18 protein-coding genes are annotated in these 17,218 nt (G+C 71.5%); 9 read left to right on the top strand and 9 right to left on the bottom strand.

Going from position 1 to position 17,218, the window contains the following annotated elements:
• Positions 1-101 precede the first annotated feature (101 nt).
• From LCHO_RS01380 to LCHO_RS01360, 5 genes are all read left to right on the top strand, one after another.
• Positions 102-527: an Lrp/AsnC family transcriptional regulator gene (locus tag LCHO_RS01380; protein WP_012345315.1), complete on the top strand. Its 426-nt coding sequence runs from the start codon at positions 102-104 to the stop codon at positions 525-527.
• Positions 527-1,234 carry a response regulator gene (locus tag LCHO_RS01375; RefSeq protein WP_012345314.1) on the top strand — a complete coding sequence of 236 codons (708 nt, stop codon included), beginning with the start codon at positions 527-529 and terminating at the stop codon, positions 1,232-1,234. Before LCHO_RS01380 ends, LCHO_RS01375 begins: the two co-directional genes overlap by 1 nt.
• A gap of 97 nt (positions 1,235-1,331) precedes the next feature.
• Positions 1,332-2,660 carry an ATP-binding protein gene (locus tag LCHO_RS01370; RefSeq protein ID WP_012345312.1) on the top strand — a complete coding sequence of 443 codons (1,329 nt, stop codon included), beginning with the start codon at positions 1,332-1,334 and terminating at the stop codon, positions 2,658-2,660.
• Positions 2,661-2,772: 112 nt separating this feature from the next.
• Positions 2,773-4,302 (top strand): Do family serine endopeptidase, encoded by a 1,530-nt coding sequence (locus LCHO_RS01365; protein ID WP_012345311.1) that lies wholly within the window; start codon positions 2,773-2,775, stop codon positions 4,300-4,302.
• Positions 4,303-4,376: 74 nt separating this feature from the next.
• Positions 4,377-5,363 carry a transglutaminase family protein gene (locus LCHO_RS01360; RefSeq protein ID WP_012345310.1) on the top strand — a complete coding sequence of 329 codons (987 nt, stop codon included), beginning with the start codon at positions 4,377-4,379 and terminating at the stop codon, positions 5,361-5,363.
• 24 nt (positions 5,364-5,387) lie between these two features.
• Here the strand turns inward: LCHO_RS01360 and LCHO_RS01355 are convergent, their stop codons facing one another.
• The 3 genes from LCHO_RS01355 to LCHO_RS01345 form a co-directional block, all read right to left on the bottom strand.
• A complete protein-coding gene (locus LCHO_RS01355) occupies positions 5,388-5,621 on the bottom strand; it encodes a hypothetical protein (RefSeq protein WP_012345309.1) in 234 nt (77 codons plus the stop codon).
• 25 nt (positions 5,622-5,646) lie between these two features.
• Positions 5,647-6,741, bottom strand: a complete 1,095-nt coding sequence (ychF, locus tag LCHO_RS01350) for a redox-regulated ATPase YchF (RefSeq protein WP_012345308.1) — start codon at positions 6,739-6,741, stop codon at positions 5,647-5,649.
• A 163-nt stretch (positions 6,742-6,904) separates the two neighbouring features.
• Positions 6,905-7,777, bottom strand: a complete 873-nt coding sequence (locus LCHO_RS01345) for an MOSC domain-containing protein (protein WP_012345307.1) — start codon at positions 7,775-7,777, stop codon at positions 6,905-6,907.
• A 156-nt stretch (positions 7,778-7,933) separates the two neighbouring features.
• On the opposite strand from LCHO_RS01345, the gene LCHO_RS01340 reads away from it, so the two are divergent.
• From LCHO_RS01340 to LCHO_RS01330, 3 genes are all read left to right on the top strand, one after another.
• Positions 7,934-8,170: a phage tail protein gene (locus LCHO_RS01340; RefSeq protein WP_012345306.1), complete on the top strand. Its 237-nt coding sequence runs from the start codon at positions 7,934-7,936 to the stop codon at positions 8,168-8,170.
• 58 nt (positions 8,171-8,228) lie between these two features.
• Entirely contained in the window at positions 8,229-9,368 is a 1,140-nt protein-coding gene (locus LCHO_RS01335; RefSeq protein ID WP_012345305.1) for an FAD-dependent monooxygenase, read from the top strand.
• Between the two features lie 101 nt (positions 9,369-9,469).
• Positions 9,470-10,177: a DsbC family protein gene (locus tag LCHO_RS01330; RefSeq protein WP_012345304.1), complete on the top strand. Its 708-nt coding sequence runs from the start codon at positions 9,470-9,472 to the stop codon at positions 10,175-10,177.
• 69 nt (positions 10,178-10,246) lie between these two features.
• Here the strand turns inward: LCHO_RS01330 and LCHO_RS01325 are convergent, their stop codons facing one another.
• From LCHO_RS01325 to LCHO_RS01300, 6 genes are all read right to left on the bottom strand, one after another.
• Entirely contained in the window at positions 10,247-11,044 is a 798-nt protein-coding gene (locus tag LCHO_RS01325) for an enoyl-CoA hydratase (protein WP_012345303.1), read from the bottom strand.
• Between the two features lie 99 nt (positions 11,045-11,143).
• Positions 11,144-12,346, bottom strand: coding sequence for a DUF3108 domain-containing protein (locus LCHO_RS21860; RefSeq protein WP_012345302.1), 1,203 nt, complete (start codon positions 12,344-12,346; stop codon positions 11,144-11,146).
• A 69-nt stretch (positions 12,347-12,415) separates the two neighbouring features.
• Complete coding sequence (locus LCHO_RS01315) at positions 12,416-14,152, bottom strand: M61 family metallopeptidase (RefSeq protein ID WP_012345301.1); 1,737 nt, start codon at positions 14,150-14,152, stop codon at positions 12,416-12,418.
• Positions 14,153-14,162: 10 nt separating this feature from the next.
• Positions 14,163-14,639, bottom strand: coding sequence for a DUF3429 domain-containing protein (locus tag LCHO_RS01310; protein ID WP_012345300.1), 477 nt, complete (start codon positions 14,637-14,639; stop codon positions 14,163-14,165).
• Positions 14,640-14,788: 149 nt separating this feature from the next.
• Positions 14,789-15,385, bottom strand: a complete 597-nt coding sequence (locus LCHO_RS01305) for a pyridoxamine 5'-phosphate oxidase family protein (protein WP_012345299.1) — start codon at positions 15,383-15,385, stop codon at positions 14,789-14,791.
• Positions 15,386-15,529: 144 nt separating this feature from the next.
• Entirely contained in the window at positions 15,530-16,171 is a 642-nt protein-coding gene (locus LCHO_RS01300; RefSeq protein ID WP_012345298.1) for a DsbA family oxidoreductase, read from the bottom strand.
• Between the two features lie 116 nt (positions 16,172-16,287).
• On the opposite strand from LCHO_RS01300, the gene LCHO_RS01295 reads away from it, so the two are divergent.
• On the top strand, positions 16,288-17,196 hold the full coding sequence (locus tag LCHO_RS01295; protein WP_012345297.1) for a LysR family transcriptional regulator: 909 nt from the start codon (positions 16,288-16,290) through the stop codon (positions 17,194-17,196).
• Positions 17,197-17,218 lie beyond the last annotated feature (22 nt).

The raw sequence follows: 17,218 nt of genomic DNA, 5'->3' as shown, positions 1-17,218 counted from the left end.
GATCGATTGTTCGGCCCGGCCGTGTCAGCCGCCAGCCCCCAAACCGCTGCGCATCTGTCAGGCATCTGCCGTTCTGACAGCGATCGTTCGCATAATGCGCAATGGACAGCGTCGATCTCCAACTGCTCGCCCTGCTGCGCGCCGATGCCCGCACCAGCGTCGCCACGCTGGCGCACAAGCTCGGCGTGTCGCGCGGCACGGTCAGCAACCGCATCACCAAGCTCGAAGACGCCGGCGTGATCGTCGGCTACACGGTGCGCCTCAAACCCGACAGCCAGCCGCAGCACATCAGCGCCTGGATGAGCATCGCGATCGAGGGCAACCAGACCCGCCAGGTGATCGCCACCCTGCTCGGCGAACCCGGCATCGCCGCGCTGCACGATACCAACGGCCGCTGGGATCTGCTGGCCGAACTGCGCTCCGCCGACCTGGCCGAACTGGCCGCGGTGCTGGAGCGGGTGCGGCTGATCAAGGGCATCGGCGCCACCGAAACCAGCATCCACCTTCAAACCTACCGGATGGGCTGATGCGCCTCCTGCTCGTCGAAGACGATCCGATGATCGGCAGCAGCCTGCGCGCCGCGCTGCGCCTCGAAGGCATGGCGGTCGACTGGGTGCGCGACGTCGCCGCCGCGCAGGCCACGCTGGCGAGTGAACGTTTCGACCTGGTGCTGCTCGATCTCGGCCTGCCACCCGGTCGCGCCGCCTCCAACCTGACCGAACCGGGAACCGACGGCCTCAGCCTGCTGCGCAGCCTGCGTTCGCGCGAAGACAGCACGCCGGTGATCGTGCTGACCGCGCGCGACGGCCCGGGCGACCGCGTGCGCGGCCTCGACGCCGGCGCCGACGACTACCTCGTCAAGCCCTTCGAGCTCGATGAACTCGCCGCCCGCATCCGCGCCGTGATGCGCCGCCACAGCGGCCGCGCGCAGAGCGTGCTCAGCCACCGCGGCGTCACGCTCGACCCGGCCACCCGCCAGGTCACGCGCGACGGCCAGCCGGTGCTGCTGTCGGCGCGCGAGATCGCCGTGCTCGAAGCGCTGATGACGCGGCCGGGCGCGATGCTCACCCGCGCCCAGCTCGAAGACCGGCTCTACGGCTGGGGCGAGGAGATCGAGAGCAACGCGGTCTCGGTCTACATCTACCAGCTGCGCCGCAAGCTCGGGCCGGGGTTCATCCGCACGATGCGCGGGCTGGGCTACAGCCTGGCCGACGACGGCGGCGCCAGCCCATGAAACTGCCAGACGCGCGGGACGAGCGCCGGGCCGCTCCCAAGCCGGCCCGCATCCCCGTGGGGGATCGGTCGACGTACCCGTCGGACGAGGGGCTCAATTGACTTCCATCCGCACGCGACTGCTGGTCGGCCTGCTGCTGCTGATCGCGCTGGCCGCAGGTGCGTTTGCCGCGCTGACCTACCGCCAGGTGCGGGCCGAGAGCGAGGCGCTGTTCGACTACCAGCTGCGCCAGATGGCGCTGTCGCTGCGTGACCAGGGCGAGATCGCGCCCGAGCAGGCCGGCGCGCTGGCCGAGGAGGATTTCGATTTCGTGGTGCAGATCTGGAGCGCCGACGGCCGCAGCATCTACGCCTCGCGCCTGCACACCGATCTGCCGGCGCGTGCGCTGCTCGGGCTGGCCGAGATCCGCGCCGGCGACCAGCTCTGGCGCACCTACAGCGTCGCCACCCGCACCCGCGTGATCCAGGTGGCGCAACCGGTGCGCGTGCGCCAGCGGCTGGCGGCCGACGCGGCGCTGCGCAGCGTCACGCCGCTGCTGCTGCTGGCGCCGCTGCTGGCACTGGCGCTCGGCGTGCTGGCCACCTGGGCGCTGCGGCCGCTGCAGCAGTTGGCGGCCGGCTTGCGGCAGCGCGATGCCGCGTCGCTCGCGCCGCTGCCCGCCGACGGCCTGCCCGATGAACTGGCGCCGCTGGCACGCGCGCTCAACGAGCTGCTGCAACGCGTGGGCGGCTCGCTCGACACCCAGCGCGCCTTCGTCGCCGACGCCGCGCACGAGCTGCGCTCGCCGCTGACGGCGCTGAAACTCCAGCTCCACCTGCTGCAGCGCGCCGGCAACGACGGCGACCGCGACGAGGCCATCGCCACTCTGCGCGCCGGCATCGAGCGCGCCGTGCGGCTGGTCGAGCAGCTGCTCGCGCTGGCGCGCAGCGAGCCCGGCGCGCCGCCGGTCGAACCCAGCGAGCTCGACCTGTGCGACATCGCCCGCCAGGCGCTCGCCCACAACGAGGCGCTCGCGCGCTCGCGCGGCAGCCGTGTCGAGAGCGATCTGCCGGCGCAGGCGGTGACGGTGTCCGGCGACCCGGCCGCGCTGCTGGCGCTGGCGCGCAACCTAGTCGACAACGCGTTGCGCTACAGCCCCGAGGGCGCGCAGGTGCGCATCAGCGTGCATATGCAAGACGGCCGGCCGGTGCTCGAAGTCGACGACAGCGGCCCCGGCATCCCGGCCGCCGAGCGCGAGCGGGTGTTCCAGCGCTTCGTGCGCGGCGCCGCCAGCAGCAGCGAATCGGGCAGCGGCCTGGGCCTGGCGATCGTGCGGCAGGTGGCGCAGCGGCATGGCGCGACGCTCACTTTGGACGATTCGCCGCTCGGCGGGCTGCGGGTGACGCTGAGGTTTCCCGAGCCGGCGGTCGCCCCGGCCTCGACCTGAATCGGCACCGCCCCTTCACCTTCGCTTCACCTTCGCCTCACGCCCCCTTCATCGCCGCCTTCTACCGTGCCAGGCATGCGGAATCCCCCGCCACAGCCTTGAAGGATCTGCGATGAAAACCAAGAACCTGACGGTCGCGCTGGTCGCGGCCGGCGTGCTGGGTGCCGGCGCCGCCACAGCGATCGGCCTGCCCGACTGGATGAAGGGCCGCCCGGCCGTCAACACCGAGGCGACCCAGGCCGCGGCCCAGACGCAGCTCGCGCTCGGCACCGTCAATCCGGCCCCCGTGCCGATGCTCGCCGGTGACGGCGCGGTGCCCGACTACCGCGGCATCGTGCGCAAGTTCGGCCCGGCGGTGGTCGGCGTGGTGGTCAAGGGCGAACGCCAGGCCAGCGCCGAGGAACAGGCGCAGGGCGGCCTGCCGCCGGGCATCGAGAACGACCCGTACTTCCGCTTCTTCCGCGGCATGCCGGGCCAGCCCGGGCGCGGCCGCGGCGCGCAGCCGAACCAGCCGTTCCGCGGCCAGGGCTCGGGTTTCATCATCTCGACCGACGGCCTGATCCTGACCAACGCCCACGTGGTGCGCGACGCCAAGGAGGTCACCGTCAAGCTCAGCGACCGGCGCGAGTTCGTGGCCAAGGTGCTGGGGGTCGACCCGGCCACCGACATCGCCGTGCTGCGCATCGAGGCCAAGGATCTGCCGACCGTGCGCCTGGGCGACCCGCGCCAGCTCGAAGTGGGCGACCCGGTGCTCGCCATCGGTGCGCCCTACGGGCTGGAGCAGAGCGCTACGCAGGGCATCGTCAGCGCCAAGGGCCGCTCGCTGCCGGGTGACGCGGTGGTGCCGTTCATCCAGACCGACGCGGCCGTCAACCCCGGCAACTCGGGCGGCCCGCTGTTCGACGGCGGCGGCGCGGTGGTCGGCATCAACGCGCAGATCTACTCGCAAAGCGGCGGCTACCAGGGCCTGAGCTTCGCGATCCCGATCAACGTGGCGCTGCAGGTCAAGGACCAGATCGTCGCCACCGGCCGCGCCAGCCACGCCCGGCTGGGCGTGACGGTGCAGGACGTCGACCAGGCGCTGGCCGAATCCTTCGGTTTGCCCCGGCCGGACGGCGCGCTGATCTCGAGCGTGGCGCCCCAGAGCGCCGCGGCGGCCGCCGGCCTGCAGCCCGGTGACGTGATCACCGCGGTCAACGGCGAGCCGGTGCTGCGCTCGGGTTCGCTGTCGAGCCTGATCGGGCTGTCGACGCCGGGTCAGAAGGTGCAGCTCAAGGTCTGGCGCGACCACGCCGCCCGCGACATCGACGCCAAGCTGGGCAGCGCCGACGACGGCGCCAACCCGACCGCCCAGGCCGAGGACGACGCCCAGCGCGGCGGCCAGATCGGCCTGGCGCTGCGGCCGCTCACGCCGCAGGAGCGCCGCGACGCCCAGGTCGAACAGGGCCTGCTCGTCGAACAGGTGACCGGCGCGGCCAGGAGCGCGGGCATCGAGGCCGGCGACGTGCTGCTGGCGATCAACGGCCAGCCGGTGCGCAGCATCGAGCAGCTGCAGTCGGTGCTGATGAAGAAGCCCAAGCGCGTGGCGCTGCTGGTGCAGCGCGACGGCGACAAGATCTTCGTGCCGGTGAGCCTGGGCTGACACGCCGCCCGGGCGGTGTCGTGCCGTCCGGGCGACACATGAAGCGCTTAGAGTCGCGCCCAGGAGGATCCGGCATGGCTCGGCTCAAGATCTCGCACAAGACCGTCTACCGCTACCGCGAGCCGGTGCAGTTCAGCGAACACCGCTTCATGTGCCGGCCGCGTGACAGCCACGACCTGCGGCTGCTGCACACCGGCATCCGCATCGTGCCGCAGCCGACCGTGCGCTGGGCCCACGACGTCAACGCCAACTCGATCCTGGTGGCGACCTTCGCGGAGCCGGCCGACGAGCTGAGCTTCGAGTCGACCTTCGTGGCCGAGCATTTCCCGGTCGAGCCCGATGTCGACATGATCGAGGACTATGCCGAGCGCCTGCCGTTCAGCTACGAGGCACGCGAGATTCCCGATCTGGCCCGCAGCATCGAGCGCCACCACGCCGACCCGGGCCACCGCGTCGACGCCTGGGTGCGCGCCGTCTGTGCCGAGGCCGGCACCGACAAGACGCTGGACGTGCTGATCGCCATCACGCGCGCCATCAAGGCGCAGTTCAGCTACGAATCGCGCGACGAAGAAGGCACCCGCACGCCCACCGAAACGCTCGCGCTCGGCAGCGGCAGCTGTCGCGATTTCGCGCTGTTCATGATGGAGGCGGTGCGCAGCCTGGGCCTGGCGGCACGCTTCGTGTCGGGCTATCTCTACGACGACACGCTGACCGACGCCGCCGGCGGCGTGGTCGGCGGCGGTGCGACCCATGCCTGGGTGCACGTCTATCTGCCGGGCGCCGGCTGGCTGCCTTTCGACCCGACCAACGCCATCATCGGCGGGCGCAACCTGATCCGCGTCGCGGTGGCGCGCGACCCGTCGCTGGCGGTGCCGCTGACCGGCAGTTACGTGGGCCCCAAGGAGGCCTACCTGGGCATGACGGTCGAGGTCACGGTGACGGTGGAGCCGGAAGCCGACGCAGCCGCGGCGGATGGCGACGAACCCGCCGCTGCGCAGGCGGGCCCCGCATCGGTCGCAGCCCCCGCCGCCGCCGCAGTCACGGCACCAGACGCCGCGTGACCGGCCCCGCCGCGCACGGCCGTCTCAGCGCTGGCTGCGCGCCTTGCGCTTGTCGAACTCGGCCAGCTGCGACTTGAGCAGCATCATCAGCGAGCGCGCATCGGCCTCGCTCATGCTCAGCACGTGCATCGGCTCGCGGTCTTCGGGCGCCGGCTTCTGCAGGAACAGGCCGTCGAAACCGATCTCGACCAGCCCCGTGAGGTTGCGTGCCGCCTTGTAGCGCTGCACTTCGATGCGGGTGATCTTGGGCTGGGCCATGGCGGAATCGCGCTAGCGCCCGGCTTCAGACGTTGAACAGGAAGTTCAGCACGTCGCCATCCTTGACGACGTACTCCTTGCCTTCGGCGCGCATCTTGCCGGCGTCCTTGGCGCCCTGCTCGCCCTTGAAGGTGATGAAGTCGTCATAGGCGATGGTCTGGGCGCGGATGAAGCCGCGCTCGAAATCGGTGTGGATCACGCCCGCGGCCTGCGGCGCGGTGTCGCCGACGTGGATGGTCCAGGCGCGCACTTCCTTGACCCCGGCGGTGAAGTAGGTCTGCAGGCCCAGCAGCTTGAAGGCGGCGCGGATCAGGCGGTTCAGGCCCGGCTCGTCCTGGCCCATCTCGGCCAGGAACATCGCGCGGTCGTCGTCCTCCATCTCGGCCAGCTCGGCCTCGGTCTTGGCGCAGATCGCCACCACCGGCGCGTTCTGCTTGGCGGCGAACTCCTTCAGGCGATCCAGGAAGGGGTTGTTCTCGAAGCCGGTCTCGTCGACGTTGCCGACGAACATCGCCGGCTTGGCGGTGATCAGGCACAGCGGCTTGAGGATGACCAGCTCTTCCTTGCTGAAGTCGAGGCTGCGCACCGGCTGGGCCTGGTCGAGCGCGGCCTGGCACTTCTCGAGCACCTTGACCAGCGCGGCGGCTTCCTTGTCGTTGCCCGAGCGGGCCGCCTTGAGCGAGCGGTGCAGCGTCTTCTCGACCGTGCCGAGGTCGGCCAGGCAGAGTTCGGTCTGGATCACCTCGATGTCGGAGATCGGGTCGATCTTGCCGGCGACGTGGATGACGTTGTCGTCCTCGAAGCAGCGCACCACGTTGACGATGGCGTCGGTCTCGCGGATGTGGCTGAGGAACTTGTTGCCCAGGCCCTCACCCTGCGAGGCGCCGGCCACCAGGCCGGCGATGTCCACGAATTCGACGATCGCCGGCAGGATGCGCTCGGGCTGGACGATCTGTGCCAGACCTTGCAGGCGCGGATCGGGCAGCTCGACCACCCCCACGTTGGGCTCGATGGTGCAGAACGGGTAGTTCTCGGCGGCGATGCCGGCCTTGGTCAGCGCATTGAAGAGGGTGGACTTGCCGACGTTGGGCAGGCCCACGATGCCGCACTTGAGGCTCATGGTGGGGATCTCGGGGGGAGGAGCAGGAGCGGCCAGGGCGACCGCCGGACAGGGACCGATTGTAGAGAGCCGCCCGCCGGGCTCAAGGAAACGCCGGGCCGCCCCAAGTTTCCTTGCTCCCCCTCGGGGGGGCGGACGCCGCAAGCGGCGGCCTTGGGGGCGCTCAGTACCTGACCGTGCCGCGGCCTTTTTGGCCGACCTTCAGGCGGCAGTCGATGCCCGCGACGATCACCGCGTTCATGCCGAAGGTGACAGCACCGTCGAGCCGCGCGTCGGCGCGGTAGCCGGCCAGCGTCAGGCCGGGCTCGTCGCCGCGTTCGGCGGTCAGCGGGTCGGTGTTCGGGATCGGGCAGCGCGGGCAGGGCTTGACCAGCCGCAGCGTGACCGGGCCGTCGGGGGTGTCGAACTGCAGCTCGTCGAGATGGTCCTCGGCATAGGCGTCGATGCCGTCGAGCACCAGGTTGGGCCGAAAGCGCGCCATCGTCACCGCCGGCTGGCCGCGCTCGGCGAGGCGCCGGTTCAGGTCGGCCAGCGACGCGGTGGCGGTGACGAGGATCGGGTAACCGTCGGAAAACAGGTTGGCCGCGGCGACGTCGCCGGTCCAGCGCCGGCTCGAGTAGCGCTGCTGCTCGGGGTCGAAGCGCGCCAGGCGCAGCGGCCGGCCGAGGAAATCGCTCAGCCACTGGTCGGCGGTCCGGCCCATGCTGCAGGCGCTCAGGCGGTCATCCCACACCTGCACGTCGATCGGATCCTCGGCGGCGTCGAGCGGCAGGTGCAGCGCCAGCATGCCGGGCGCGCGCAGCACCGCCTCGCCGTTCTTGAGGCTGACCTGGATCAGCGCCATGCGGGGGGTCTCGCGCTGGCTGACGAACAGGCCTTGCGGATCGACCACCATCCACTGGCGATCGCGGTCGAGGCCGGTGTCGGCCAGCAGCGCCTCGTCGAGCGTGATGCCCGTGCACGACTTGACCGGGTAGATGTGCAGGCTGGCGATGCGCAGCGGGCTGCTGCCGTCGTCGGGAATGAAGTCGGACATGGGCGGGCGGGGAATCCAGGTGGACGGCAGGATAGCGCGGGCCAGGAGTGTTGCGATTTTTCACTTTCGGACAAATCGGTGCGTCGAATCAACGCGATCCCAGCGCCGTCGACCTACCATGAACAGCGTCCCAACCAACCTTTTCGAGTGAGCCCCATGGACCCCATTCTCGGCATGATCGCGTTGTTCTCGTTCCCGTTCCAGATGGAGGGCTGGGCCCCGTGTGACGGGCGGCTGTTGCCGATCATGCAGTACCAGGCGCTGTATTCGCTGATGGGAACGACCTATGGCGGCGACGGCCAGTCCACCTTCGGGATCCCCAAGATGGCCGCCCCTGCACAAGGCATGAGCTACCAGATCGCGCTCAACGGCGTCTACCCCCAACGCGCCTGATCGCCACACCCCTCCCCCGCTGAAACGGCGCCACAAGGCGCCGTTGCCGCTTTCTACAATGGCCGCCATGAACACGAGTGCAACGCGCCCCCTCGATGTCTGCATCCGCGGCGGCGGACCGGTCGGTGCCAGCCTGGCGCTGGCGCTGAGCCGGCTGGGCTGGCAGGTCGGGCTGGTGACGCCCCCGGCGCCCACGCGCAGCGGCCCCGACGTGCGCACCTACGCGCTCAACGCCGGCTCGGCGCAACTGCTGCGCGAGCTGCGCGTGTGGGACGCCCTGCCGGCCGACGCCATCACCGCCGTCGACGAGATGCAGATCGACGGCGATGCCGGCGGCCACCTCGAATTCAGCGCCTGGCAGCAGACGGTCGACGCGCTGGCCTGGATCGTCGACGCCGCCGCGCTCGACGCCGCGCTGGCCGAGGCGCTGCGTTACGCGCCGCACGTGCAGCGGCTCGAGCAGAACGCGCCGGCCGCGCTGCTGGCGGTCTGCGAGGGCCGCGATTCGGCCACCCGCGAGGCGCTGGGCGCCGTCTTCGAGCGCTGGCCCTACGGCCACCACGCGGTGGCGGCGCGGCTGGTGGCCGATGCGCCGCACCACGGCATCGCCCGCCAGTGGTTCCGCAGCCCGGACATCCTGGCGCTGCTGCCGTTCGACCGCCCGCAGATCGGCCATTCCTACGGCCTGGTGTGGTCGCTGCCCGAGGCCCGTGCCGCCGAGCTGATGGCCTGCACGCCGGCCGATTTCGAGGCGGCGCTGGACGAGGCCAGCGGCGGCGCGGCCGGCACGCTGCGGCTGTCGGGCGAACGCGCCGGCTGGCCGCTGATGCTCGCGCGTGCACAGCGCTGGATCGGCCCGGGCTGGGCGCTGCTGGGCGACGCCGCGCACGCGGTGCATCCGCTGTCGGGCCAGGGCCTGAACCTCGGCCTGGCCGACGTGCGCTGCCTCGTGCGCGTGCTGCACGACGCGCGCCGCACGAGCCCCTGGCGCAGCGCCGGCGACGAGCGCACGCTGCGCCGCTACGCCCGCGAACGCCTGGCGCCCACGCGCATGATGGGCACGCTGACCGACGGCCTGCTGCAGCTGTTCGCCGCCCCGCCCGGCCCGCTGAAGGACCTGCGCAACCACGGCCTGACCCTGGTCGACCGCCTGAGCCCCGTCAAGCGCTGGCTGGCCGCGCGCGCGCTCGACACCTGATCGACACCCGCGCCGCGCCGGCAAGACACCTCGCCGCGCTCGGCGCCTGAGCCCCCACTAACATCGGCGCAACCGTTGCCCGACCGAACAAGGAAACCACCATGCTGCTGCGCCTGATCGCCATCGCCTGCTCCCTCTGGGCCGGTGCGGCCCTGGCCGACGAGGCCGACATCCGCAAGACGCTGACCGAGCGTTTCCAGGGCCTGCCCAAGATCGACGAGATCCGCCCGACGCCGATCCCCGGCGTGTTCGAGGTCCGCATCGGCACCGACCTGATGTACAGCGACGCCAAGGGCACCTACCTGCTGCAGGGCTCGCTGATCGAGACCGCCACACGCCGCAACCTGACCGAGGAGCGGGTCGACAAGCTCACCGCGATCGACTTCAACAGCCTGCCGCTCAAGGACGCGGTGGTCTGGAAGAACGGCAAGGGCACACGCAAGATCGCGGTCTTCGCCGACCCCAACTGCGGCTATTGCAAGAAGCTCGAGCGCGACCTGCTCAACGTCAAGGACGTCACCGTCTACACCTTCGTGATCCCGATCCTGGGTGGCGATTCGCCCGAGAAATCGAAATCGATCTGGTGCGCCAAGGACAGCACCGCCACCTGGCGCAACTGGATGGTCGACGGCACCCTGCCGCCCAAGGCGATGGGCAACTGCGACGCCTCGGCGATCGAGCGCAACAGCGCGCTGGCGCGCAAGCACCGCGTCACCGGCACGCCGGCGATCGTGTTCGAGGACGGCAGCCGCGCCCCGGGCGCGATCCCCGCAGCCGAGATCGAACGGCGCATGGCCGCCAAGTCCTGACCTGACCTCGCGCCATGAACAACGCCCCGCACTGCGGGGCGTTTGTCATTGCGGCGGCCGAAAGGCCGATCAGTCGTGCGTGAAGCTCGGCGGGCGCTTCTCGAGGAAGGCGCCCATGCCTTCCTTCTGGTCGTTGCTCGAGAACAGCGCGTGGAACAGCCGGCGCTCGAACAGCAGGCCCTCCGACAGCGGCGCCTCGTAGGCGCGGTTGACGCTCTCCTTGATCGCCATCAGCGTCAGGGTCGAGTAGCCGCACAGCGTCTGGGCGATCTTGTCGGCTTCAGCGTGCAGATCGGCGGCCGGCACCACCCGCGAGACCAGCCCGGCGCGTTCGGCCTCGGCGGCGTCCATCATGCGGCCGGTCAGCGCCAGGTCCATCGCCTTGCTCTTGCCGACCGCACGCGGCAGGCGCTGCGTGCCACCGGCGCCGGGGATGATGCCGAGCTTGACCTCGGGCTGGCCGAAGCGGGCGTTGTCGGCGGCGATGATCAGGTCGCAGGCCATCGCCACCTCGCAGCCGCCGCCCAGCGCAAAGCCCGCCACCGCGGCGATCACCGGCTTGCGCACCTGGCGCAGGGTGTCCCAGTTGCGCGAGATCAGGCCCTTGCGGTAGGCGTTGGCAAAGTTGAACGGCGCCATCATGGCGATGTCGGCACCGGCGGCAAACGCCTTCTCGCTGCCGGTCAGCACGATGCAGGCGATGCGGTCGTCGGCCTCGAAGGCCAGCAGCGCGGCGCCGAGTTCGTCCATCAGCGGATCGTTGAGCGCGTTGAGCGCCTTGGGGCGGTTCAGCGCGATCCAGCCGTAGTTCATCGAGCCCGCGCCGGTGCGGGTTTCGACGAGGATGTTTTCGTAGGGCGTGCTCATCGGTGCGGGTCTCCTGGAGGGGTTTGTCGACGCTTCAAACGTGCTGCGGCGCACTATACCGAGCACGGCGCCGGACCGCGCTGACACCGCGCGGCGCGCTCACGGGCCCGATTGTTCGGGCGCGCGTTCGAGCCGCAGGTCGATCCACACGCCCTCGTCCTGCTCGATGCGGATGCGCACCGGCAGCATCTGCAGGCTCGGCGCGTACCACATCTGCGCCGTCAGGTTGCCGGGCGCGGCGCGGCGGCGCGGCTTGACGTGCAGGGTCGGGATCGGGCCGAGCGGGGTCTCCACCACCACCCGCTCGACCACCTCGTAGACCCAGCGGTCGACCCGCTTGGGCAGCGCCAGGCCGAACTCGATCGACTGGCCGACCTGGCGCAGCGCCGGCCGGGTGGTCAGCAGGTAGATGATCTGGATGAACTGGCTGGCGGTGTCCTGCACGTCGGCCTGGGCGGGCACCCGCTCGCCGTTGGACAGCACGATGGCGGTGTCGCTGAAGGCCATCTGCACGCGCCGGTCGCGGCCGATGATCTGCGTCGTCTCCTGCTCGTAGCGCTGCGGCGCCAGGCCGTCGGCGGTGATGCGGCCATCGCTGCTCATGCGCCGGCGCACCAGCGGCGCAAAGCTCGGGCCGACCGAGACATCCAGGTGCACCTGATAGCGCTCGCCGTGACGCAGCCACTCGACCTGCGCCTGACCGAGCACCTCGCCGTTGTACCAGCCGTCGAGCTTGTAGCTCAGGCGGGTCGAAGCCGGCCAGCTGAACGCCGGCAGCGGCGCCGATGCGCCCGCCTGGGGGCTGGCCGGCGCACTGGCCGGCGCGGCCCGGGCCACGGCACTGGCGGCCGGCTCGCCGGCGGTGGAGCCGTCCGGCCCGGCTTCGCCCGCCGCAGCCGAGGCCGAGGCGGCCGCAGCGGCCAGGTCGGCCGTCGGCGCCGAAGCCGCCTCGTCCACGCCCGGCGCGATGCCGGCCAGCGCGGCGGACGCGGCCTCGTCGGCCGCACGGGCAACGGACTCGGCCGCAGACGCGGCCGCGGCAGACGCGGCCTCGGCGGGCGCAGAAGCCGCTGCCGCCACAACCGCGGCGCGGTTGGCGCGACGCGCCGTCGGCCGCGCAGCCGGCGCGGACACCTCGACCGGCTCGACCGGCGCCAGCACGCGGGTGTAGACCGCCTCGAGGCGCTCCATCGCGGGCTTCTGGAAGTCGATCGACTGCATCGACTCGTGCAGTTCGTCGAGCGCCAGCAGGTGCAGCAGCAGCGCCGCCAGCGCGGCCCAGGCCAGCGCCGGTCGGCGCACGACACGCCACCGGGGACGGGGCCGATCAGACGTCACCGGGACGGGCTCTCACGACGCGCCCGCCCGCGCTCAGGCGAGCGACTGCGCCAGCCAGCTGCGGCGGCGTCGCAGCGCCGGTGCCGCGGCCTTGGGCGTGGCCGTCAGGCTGACGGCGCCCTCGACCTTGGGCGCCGGCAGCGTCAAGGTCAGCAGGCGCCGGTCGCGGCTGACCAGCAGCGGCAGCGGCCGCTCGAAGCCGCCGTACAGCGGCAGGTCGTCGAGCTTGGCCAGCCGCCAGCCGTCGAGCGCCAGCAGCTCGTCGCCGGCCGCCAGCCCGGCCTGTTCGGCCGCGCCACCGCGCAGCACCGCCTGCACCTTCAGGCTCTCGTTGACGCGCGCACCCAGGCGCTGTGCCAGCGTCGGCGGGTCGCGCTTGAGCTCGACGCCGATCAGCGCCAGCAGCTCGGCCAGCGGCAGGTCGGCGGTGCCGTGCACCCAGGCGGCCAGTTCGTCGGCGAAGTCGCGTCGGCCGACCTGCTGCAAGGCCGCGGCGATGTCGGCCTCGCTGATCGGCCCGCCGCCGCTGCGCTGCCAGAGCGTGCGCATCACGGCGTCGAGCGTGCCGCGTCCGGCGCGGCGCAGCGTCAGGTCGAGCGCCAGCGCCACCAGCGCGCCCTTGGTGTAGTAGCTGACGGTGGCGTTGGCGGTGTTCTCGTCGGGCCGGTAGTACTTGAGCCAGGCGTCGAAGCTCGACTGCGCCACGCTCTGCACCTGGCGCCCGGGCGTGCCGAGCACCTGGTTGATCGTCTTGGCGAGCAGCTTGAAATAGCGCCCCTCGTCGATCAGGCCGGCGCGCAGCAGGAACAGGTCGTCGTAGTAGCTGGTGAAACCCTCGAAGAACCACAGCAGCTCGGTGGGGTTCTCGCGTGTCAGGTCGTAGGGCGCGAACTCGGCGGGCTTGAGGCGCTTGACGTTCCAGGTGTGGAAGTACTCGTGGCTGATCAGGCCCAGCAGCGTCACGTAGCCCTCGCTCAGGCCCACGCCGTTGCCCGGCGCCGGGCGGCGCGGCAGGTCGCGGCGGTTGCAGATCAGCGCGGTGCTGTTGCGGTGTTCGAGGCCGCCGTAGCCGTCGTCGGTGGCGGCCAGCATGAAGACGTAGCGCTCGAACGGTGGCTTGGCGTCGGCGTGCCAGAAGCGGATCTGCGCCTCGCAGATGCGGCGCGCGTCGGCCAGCAGGCGTTCGCCGTCGAAGCCGGGTGCGGCGCCGGCCACGACAAATTCATGCGGCACGCCGCAGGCCGTGAACTCGCCGCGCCAGAACGCACCGAGCTCGAACGGGTGGTCGATCAGCGCGTCGTAGCTGTCGGCGCGCCAGGCGTTCTTGCCGCTCTTGGCGGTGCGCTCGAGGCCGGTCGCGACCTGCCAGCCGGCCGGCAGCGCGCCCAGGCTCAGGCGGTGCTCGTCGGCCTCGTGGCCTTCGGCGCACAGGCACAGGCTGGTGGCGTTGAAGAAGCCGCGCTGACTGTCGAGCCAGGCGGTGCGCACCGAGGCGTCGAAGGCGTAGACGAGGTAGCTCACCACCAGCGCCGCCCGGCCGCTGCAGCGCACCCGCCAGCTGCGCTTGTCGAGCTGTTCGAGCGCCCGTTCGGTCTGGCCCTGGCGCGCCTGCAGGCCGCTGAGGTGGCGCGAGAACTCGCGCACCAGGTAGCTGCCGGGGATCCACACCGGCAGGCTCAGGGTCTGCTCGGCCGCCGGTTTGGCCACCGTCAGCGTGACGCGGAACAGGTGGGCGTGCAGGTCGGCGATCTCGACGTGGTAGCTGATCATGGTCGGCCCCTCAGGCGAACGATGCCGCGAGCAGGCAGCTCAGCGTGGCCACCACCGTCAGGCGGAAACGCAGCGTCAGCCAGCCGGCCACGCCGTGCAGCGGGTAGGCCCGCCGATCGACCAGGTAACAGGCGATCAGCACGGCGCTCTGGATCACCAGGCCGGCGCCGGCCGGCATCAGCGCCGCCACCCAGCCGACCAGCGAGGGCACGATGCCCCAGACGAAGGCGGTCGACTCGCCCGGCTGCGCGCGCATCGCCAGCCCCCAGTGCAGCGCACCGAGAAACGACACGATCACCGCGGCATAGACGTTGATCGCCCGGAGCACGAAGTCGTGCGCCTCGTCGTGCTCGACCAGCCACGCCAGCAGCACCCCGATGACAAACGGGATCAGGCCGGCGTAACCCAGCCGCAGGGCCTGCGGATCGGGCGCGAAGGCGGGGCGGGCGGAGGGCGTGGCGGCGGATGGAACAGGCAGTGTGGACACGGAGCGGCACGTGGGTTCGAGAGCGGGCGGGTCGGGTCAGACAGCGGCCACGGCGGGCCGCCGGCCCCGATTGTCACTGCGCGCGTGCCGCCCCTGCGTCTCGATGGCGCATCACCGTGGCGTACGACCGCCACACGGCGGCGGCCGGATCAGGGCGTCAGCCAGCGCGCGCCCTGGGCGTCGAACACGGCGCGCCGCTGGCCGCGCGCGTGCAGCTCCAGCCAGTCGATCGCCTCGACCCGCGCCGACAGCACCGCGAAGGTCTCGCGCAGGCGTTCGGGCGGCAGCGGCGTCACCACCAGGCCGCCGTGGCCGTCGGGCATCGGCGTGCCGGGGGCCAGCGGCGACAGGTAGTCGTGCGCGGCCGGGCGGTTGCGGATGTGGGCCCAGCGTGCGGTCACGTCCAGGCCGCTGGTCTCGACCTCGATGTGGCAGCGCAGCCGCAGCTGCCAGCCCAGCGTTGAGCTCCAGCACAGCAGCACGGCGCGTGGATCGCGCCGCAGCTGCGCCACCTTGGGCGAACGCGCGTCGGCGTAGAAGACCAGTTCGCGGCTGTCGAGCAGCAGGTCGCGCAGCACCACGCTGCGCGCCTGCGGGCCGTCGGCATCCTGGGTCGCCAGAACGGCCCGGCGCCATTCGTGCGGCGCCACGCTGCCGGTGAAGCGACTGTGCACGGCGCGCTCCAGCTCGGCCCACACGGCGGACTCGATCTGCGCCAGCTCGGCCAGTCGCGCGTCTTCTGTCATCACTGCTCCTGCGGATCCGGGGTCCGATGCCAGAGGCGGCACCGGAGCCGGAACCGTAACGCGCCGGCCCACGCCGCCACGCTGGGGTTTGCGAGCAAGCCGGCGCAGCAGCTTGCGCTGCGTCAAGACCGGCTCGACTGCGGTTCAGCCTTCTTCGGCGATCTGGCGCAGCGCCTGCACGAAGAACTCGGGCGGCTGGCCACCGGCGATCAGGTGGCGGTCGTTGATGATGAACGACGGCACCGACGCGATGCCCTGCGACTGGTAGAACGCCTCGCGCTCGCGCACCTCGTCGGCGTATTCGTCGCTGGCCAGGATGTCGAGCGCACGCGCCGCATCGAGCCCCGCCTCGGCCGCCAGGCTCACCAGCAGCGCCGGCTCGCCGGGGTCGAGCCCCTCGGTGAAATAGCTGCGCAGCAGCGCCAGCTTGAGCAGCAGCTGGAAGTCCTCGCCCTCCAGCCCGGCCCAGTGCAGCAGGCGGTGCGCGTCGAAGCTGTTGTAGGTGCGCGTGCGCAGGTCCATGTTGAACGTGAAGCCCACCGCCGCGCCGCGCTGCGCGATCTGCTCGTGGGTGCGCTCGATCTGCTCGGGCGTCGAGCCGTACTTGCGGCCGAGGTACTCGACGATGTCCTGCCCGCCCGGCCCGAGCGTCGGGTTGAGCTCGAAGGGCTGGAAATGCAGCGTCGGCCGCAACTCGTCGCCCAGCGTGTCGAGCGCCCGCAGCAGCGACGAAACGCCGACCGCACACCAGGGGCACACCACGTCGGAGACCACATCGATCTTCATGCTGACTTTCTTCAATTCAATGCCCGGATGGACGGCAGTCTAGTGCGAGCGCGTTGTCCCCTGGCGGCGGGACGATACCGACGCCAAGGCGACGCCGGCGCGCCTAAAGTGGCGCGATGGACCGCATCACCGGCGTACAGCTTTTCATCCGCATCGTCGAGACCGCCAGCTTCAGCAAGGCGGCCGCCGAGTTCGGCATCACGCAGCCGACCGCCACCAAGTCGGTCGCCGCGATGGAGCAGCGACTGGGCGCGCGGCTGCTGCACCGCTCGACCCGCGGCGTCACGCCCACCGAGGTCGGCGCGCTCTATTACGACAAGTGCAAGCTGATCGCCCGCGAAATCGACGCCGCCGATAACCTCGCCACGCTGCTGCAGAGCCAGGTCGGCGGCACGTTGCGCATCAGCACCTCGGTGGCGTTCGGGCGGCGGGTGGTGGTGCCGCTGGTGCTGCGCTACATGCGCCTGCACCCGGAGGTCACGGTCGACCTGGCCTTCGACGACCGCTACGTGAATCTGGTCGAGCAGGGCGTGGACCTGGCGATCCGCATGGGCCGGCTGGCCGATTCGGCGCTCGGCGCGCGCTACCTCGGCACCAACCCCTGGCTGATGGCGGCCGCGCCGGCCTATCTGCGCGAGCACCCGGCGCCGGCCACGCCCGCCGATCTGGCCGCGCACGCCTGCCTGGTCTACAGCAGCGTGCAGGGCGACGAACGCTGGAGCCTGACCACGCCGGCCGGCGAGGAGACATCGGTGCCGGTGCGCGGGCCGCTGCGATCGAACAACCTGTCGGCCGTGCTGGCCGCGGCGCGCGCCGGCATGGGCCTGGCGGTGCTGCCCTGGTACGTGGCGCGCGAGTCGGTGGCCGACGGTGCGATCACCCCCGTGCTGGCCGACCACCTGCTGCCCGCGCAGGCGGTGCATGCGGTGTTCCCGTCGCCGCGGTTGGTGCCGCTGAAGGTGACGAACTTCATCGCCTTCCTGCAGCAGGCGCTGGCCGGCGAGTGGTGGCGGCAGGCGCTGTAGACGCAGCGCCCGGCCACCCGGC

The organism is Leptothrix cholodnii SP-6, assembly GCF_000019785.1.
GTDB lineage: Bacteria > Pseudomonadota > Gammaproteobacteria > Burkholderiales > Burkholderiaceae_C > Sphaerotilus > Sphaerotilus cholodnii.
Note: the sequence above shows the minus strand (reverse complement) of the source record. Positions and strands in the feature narration are given on the sequence as shown.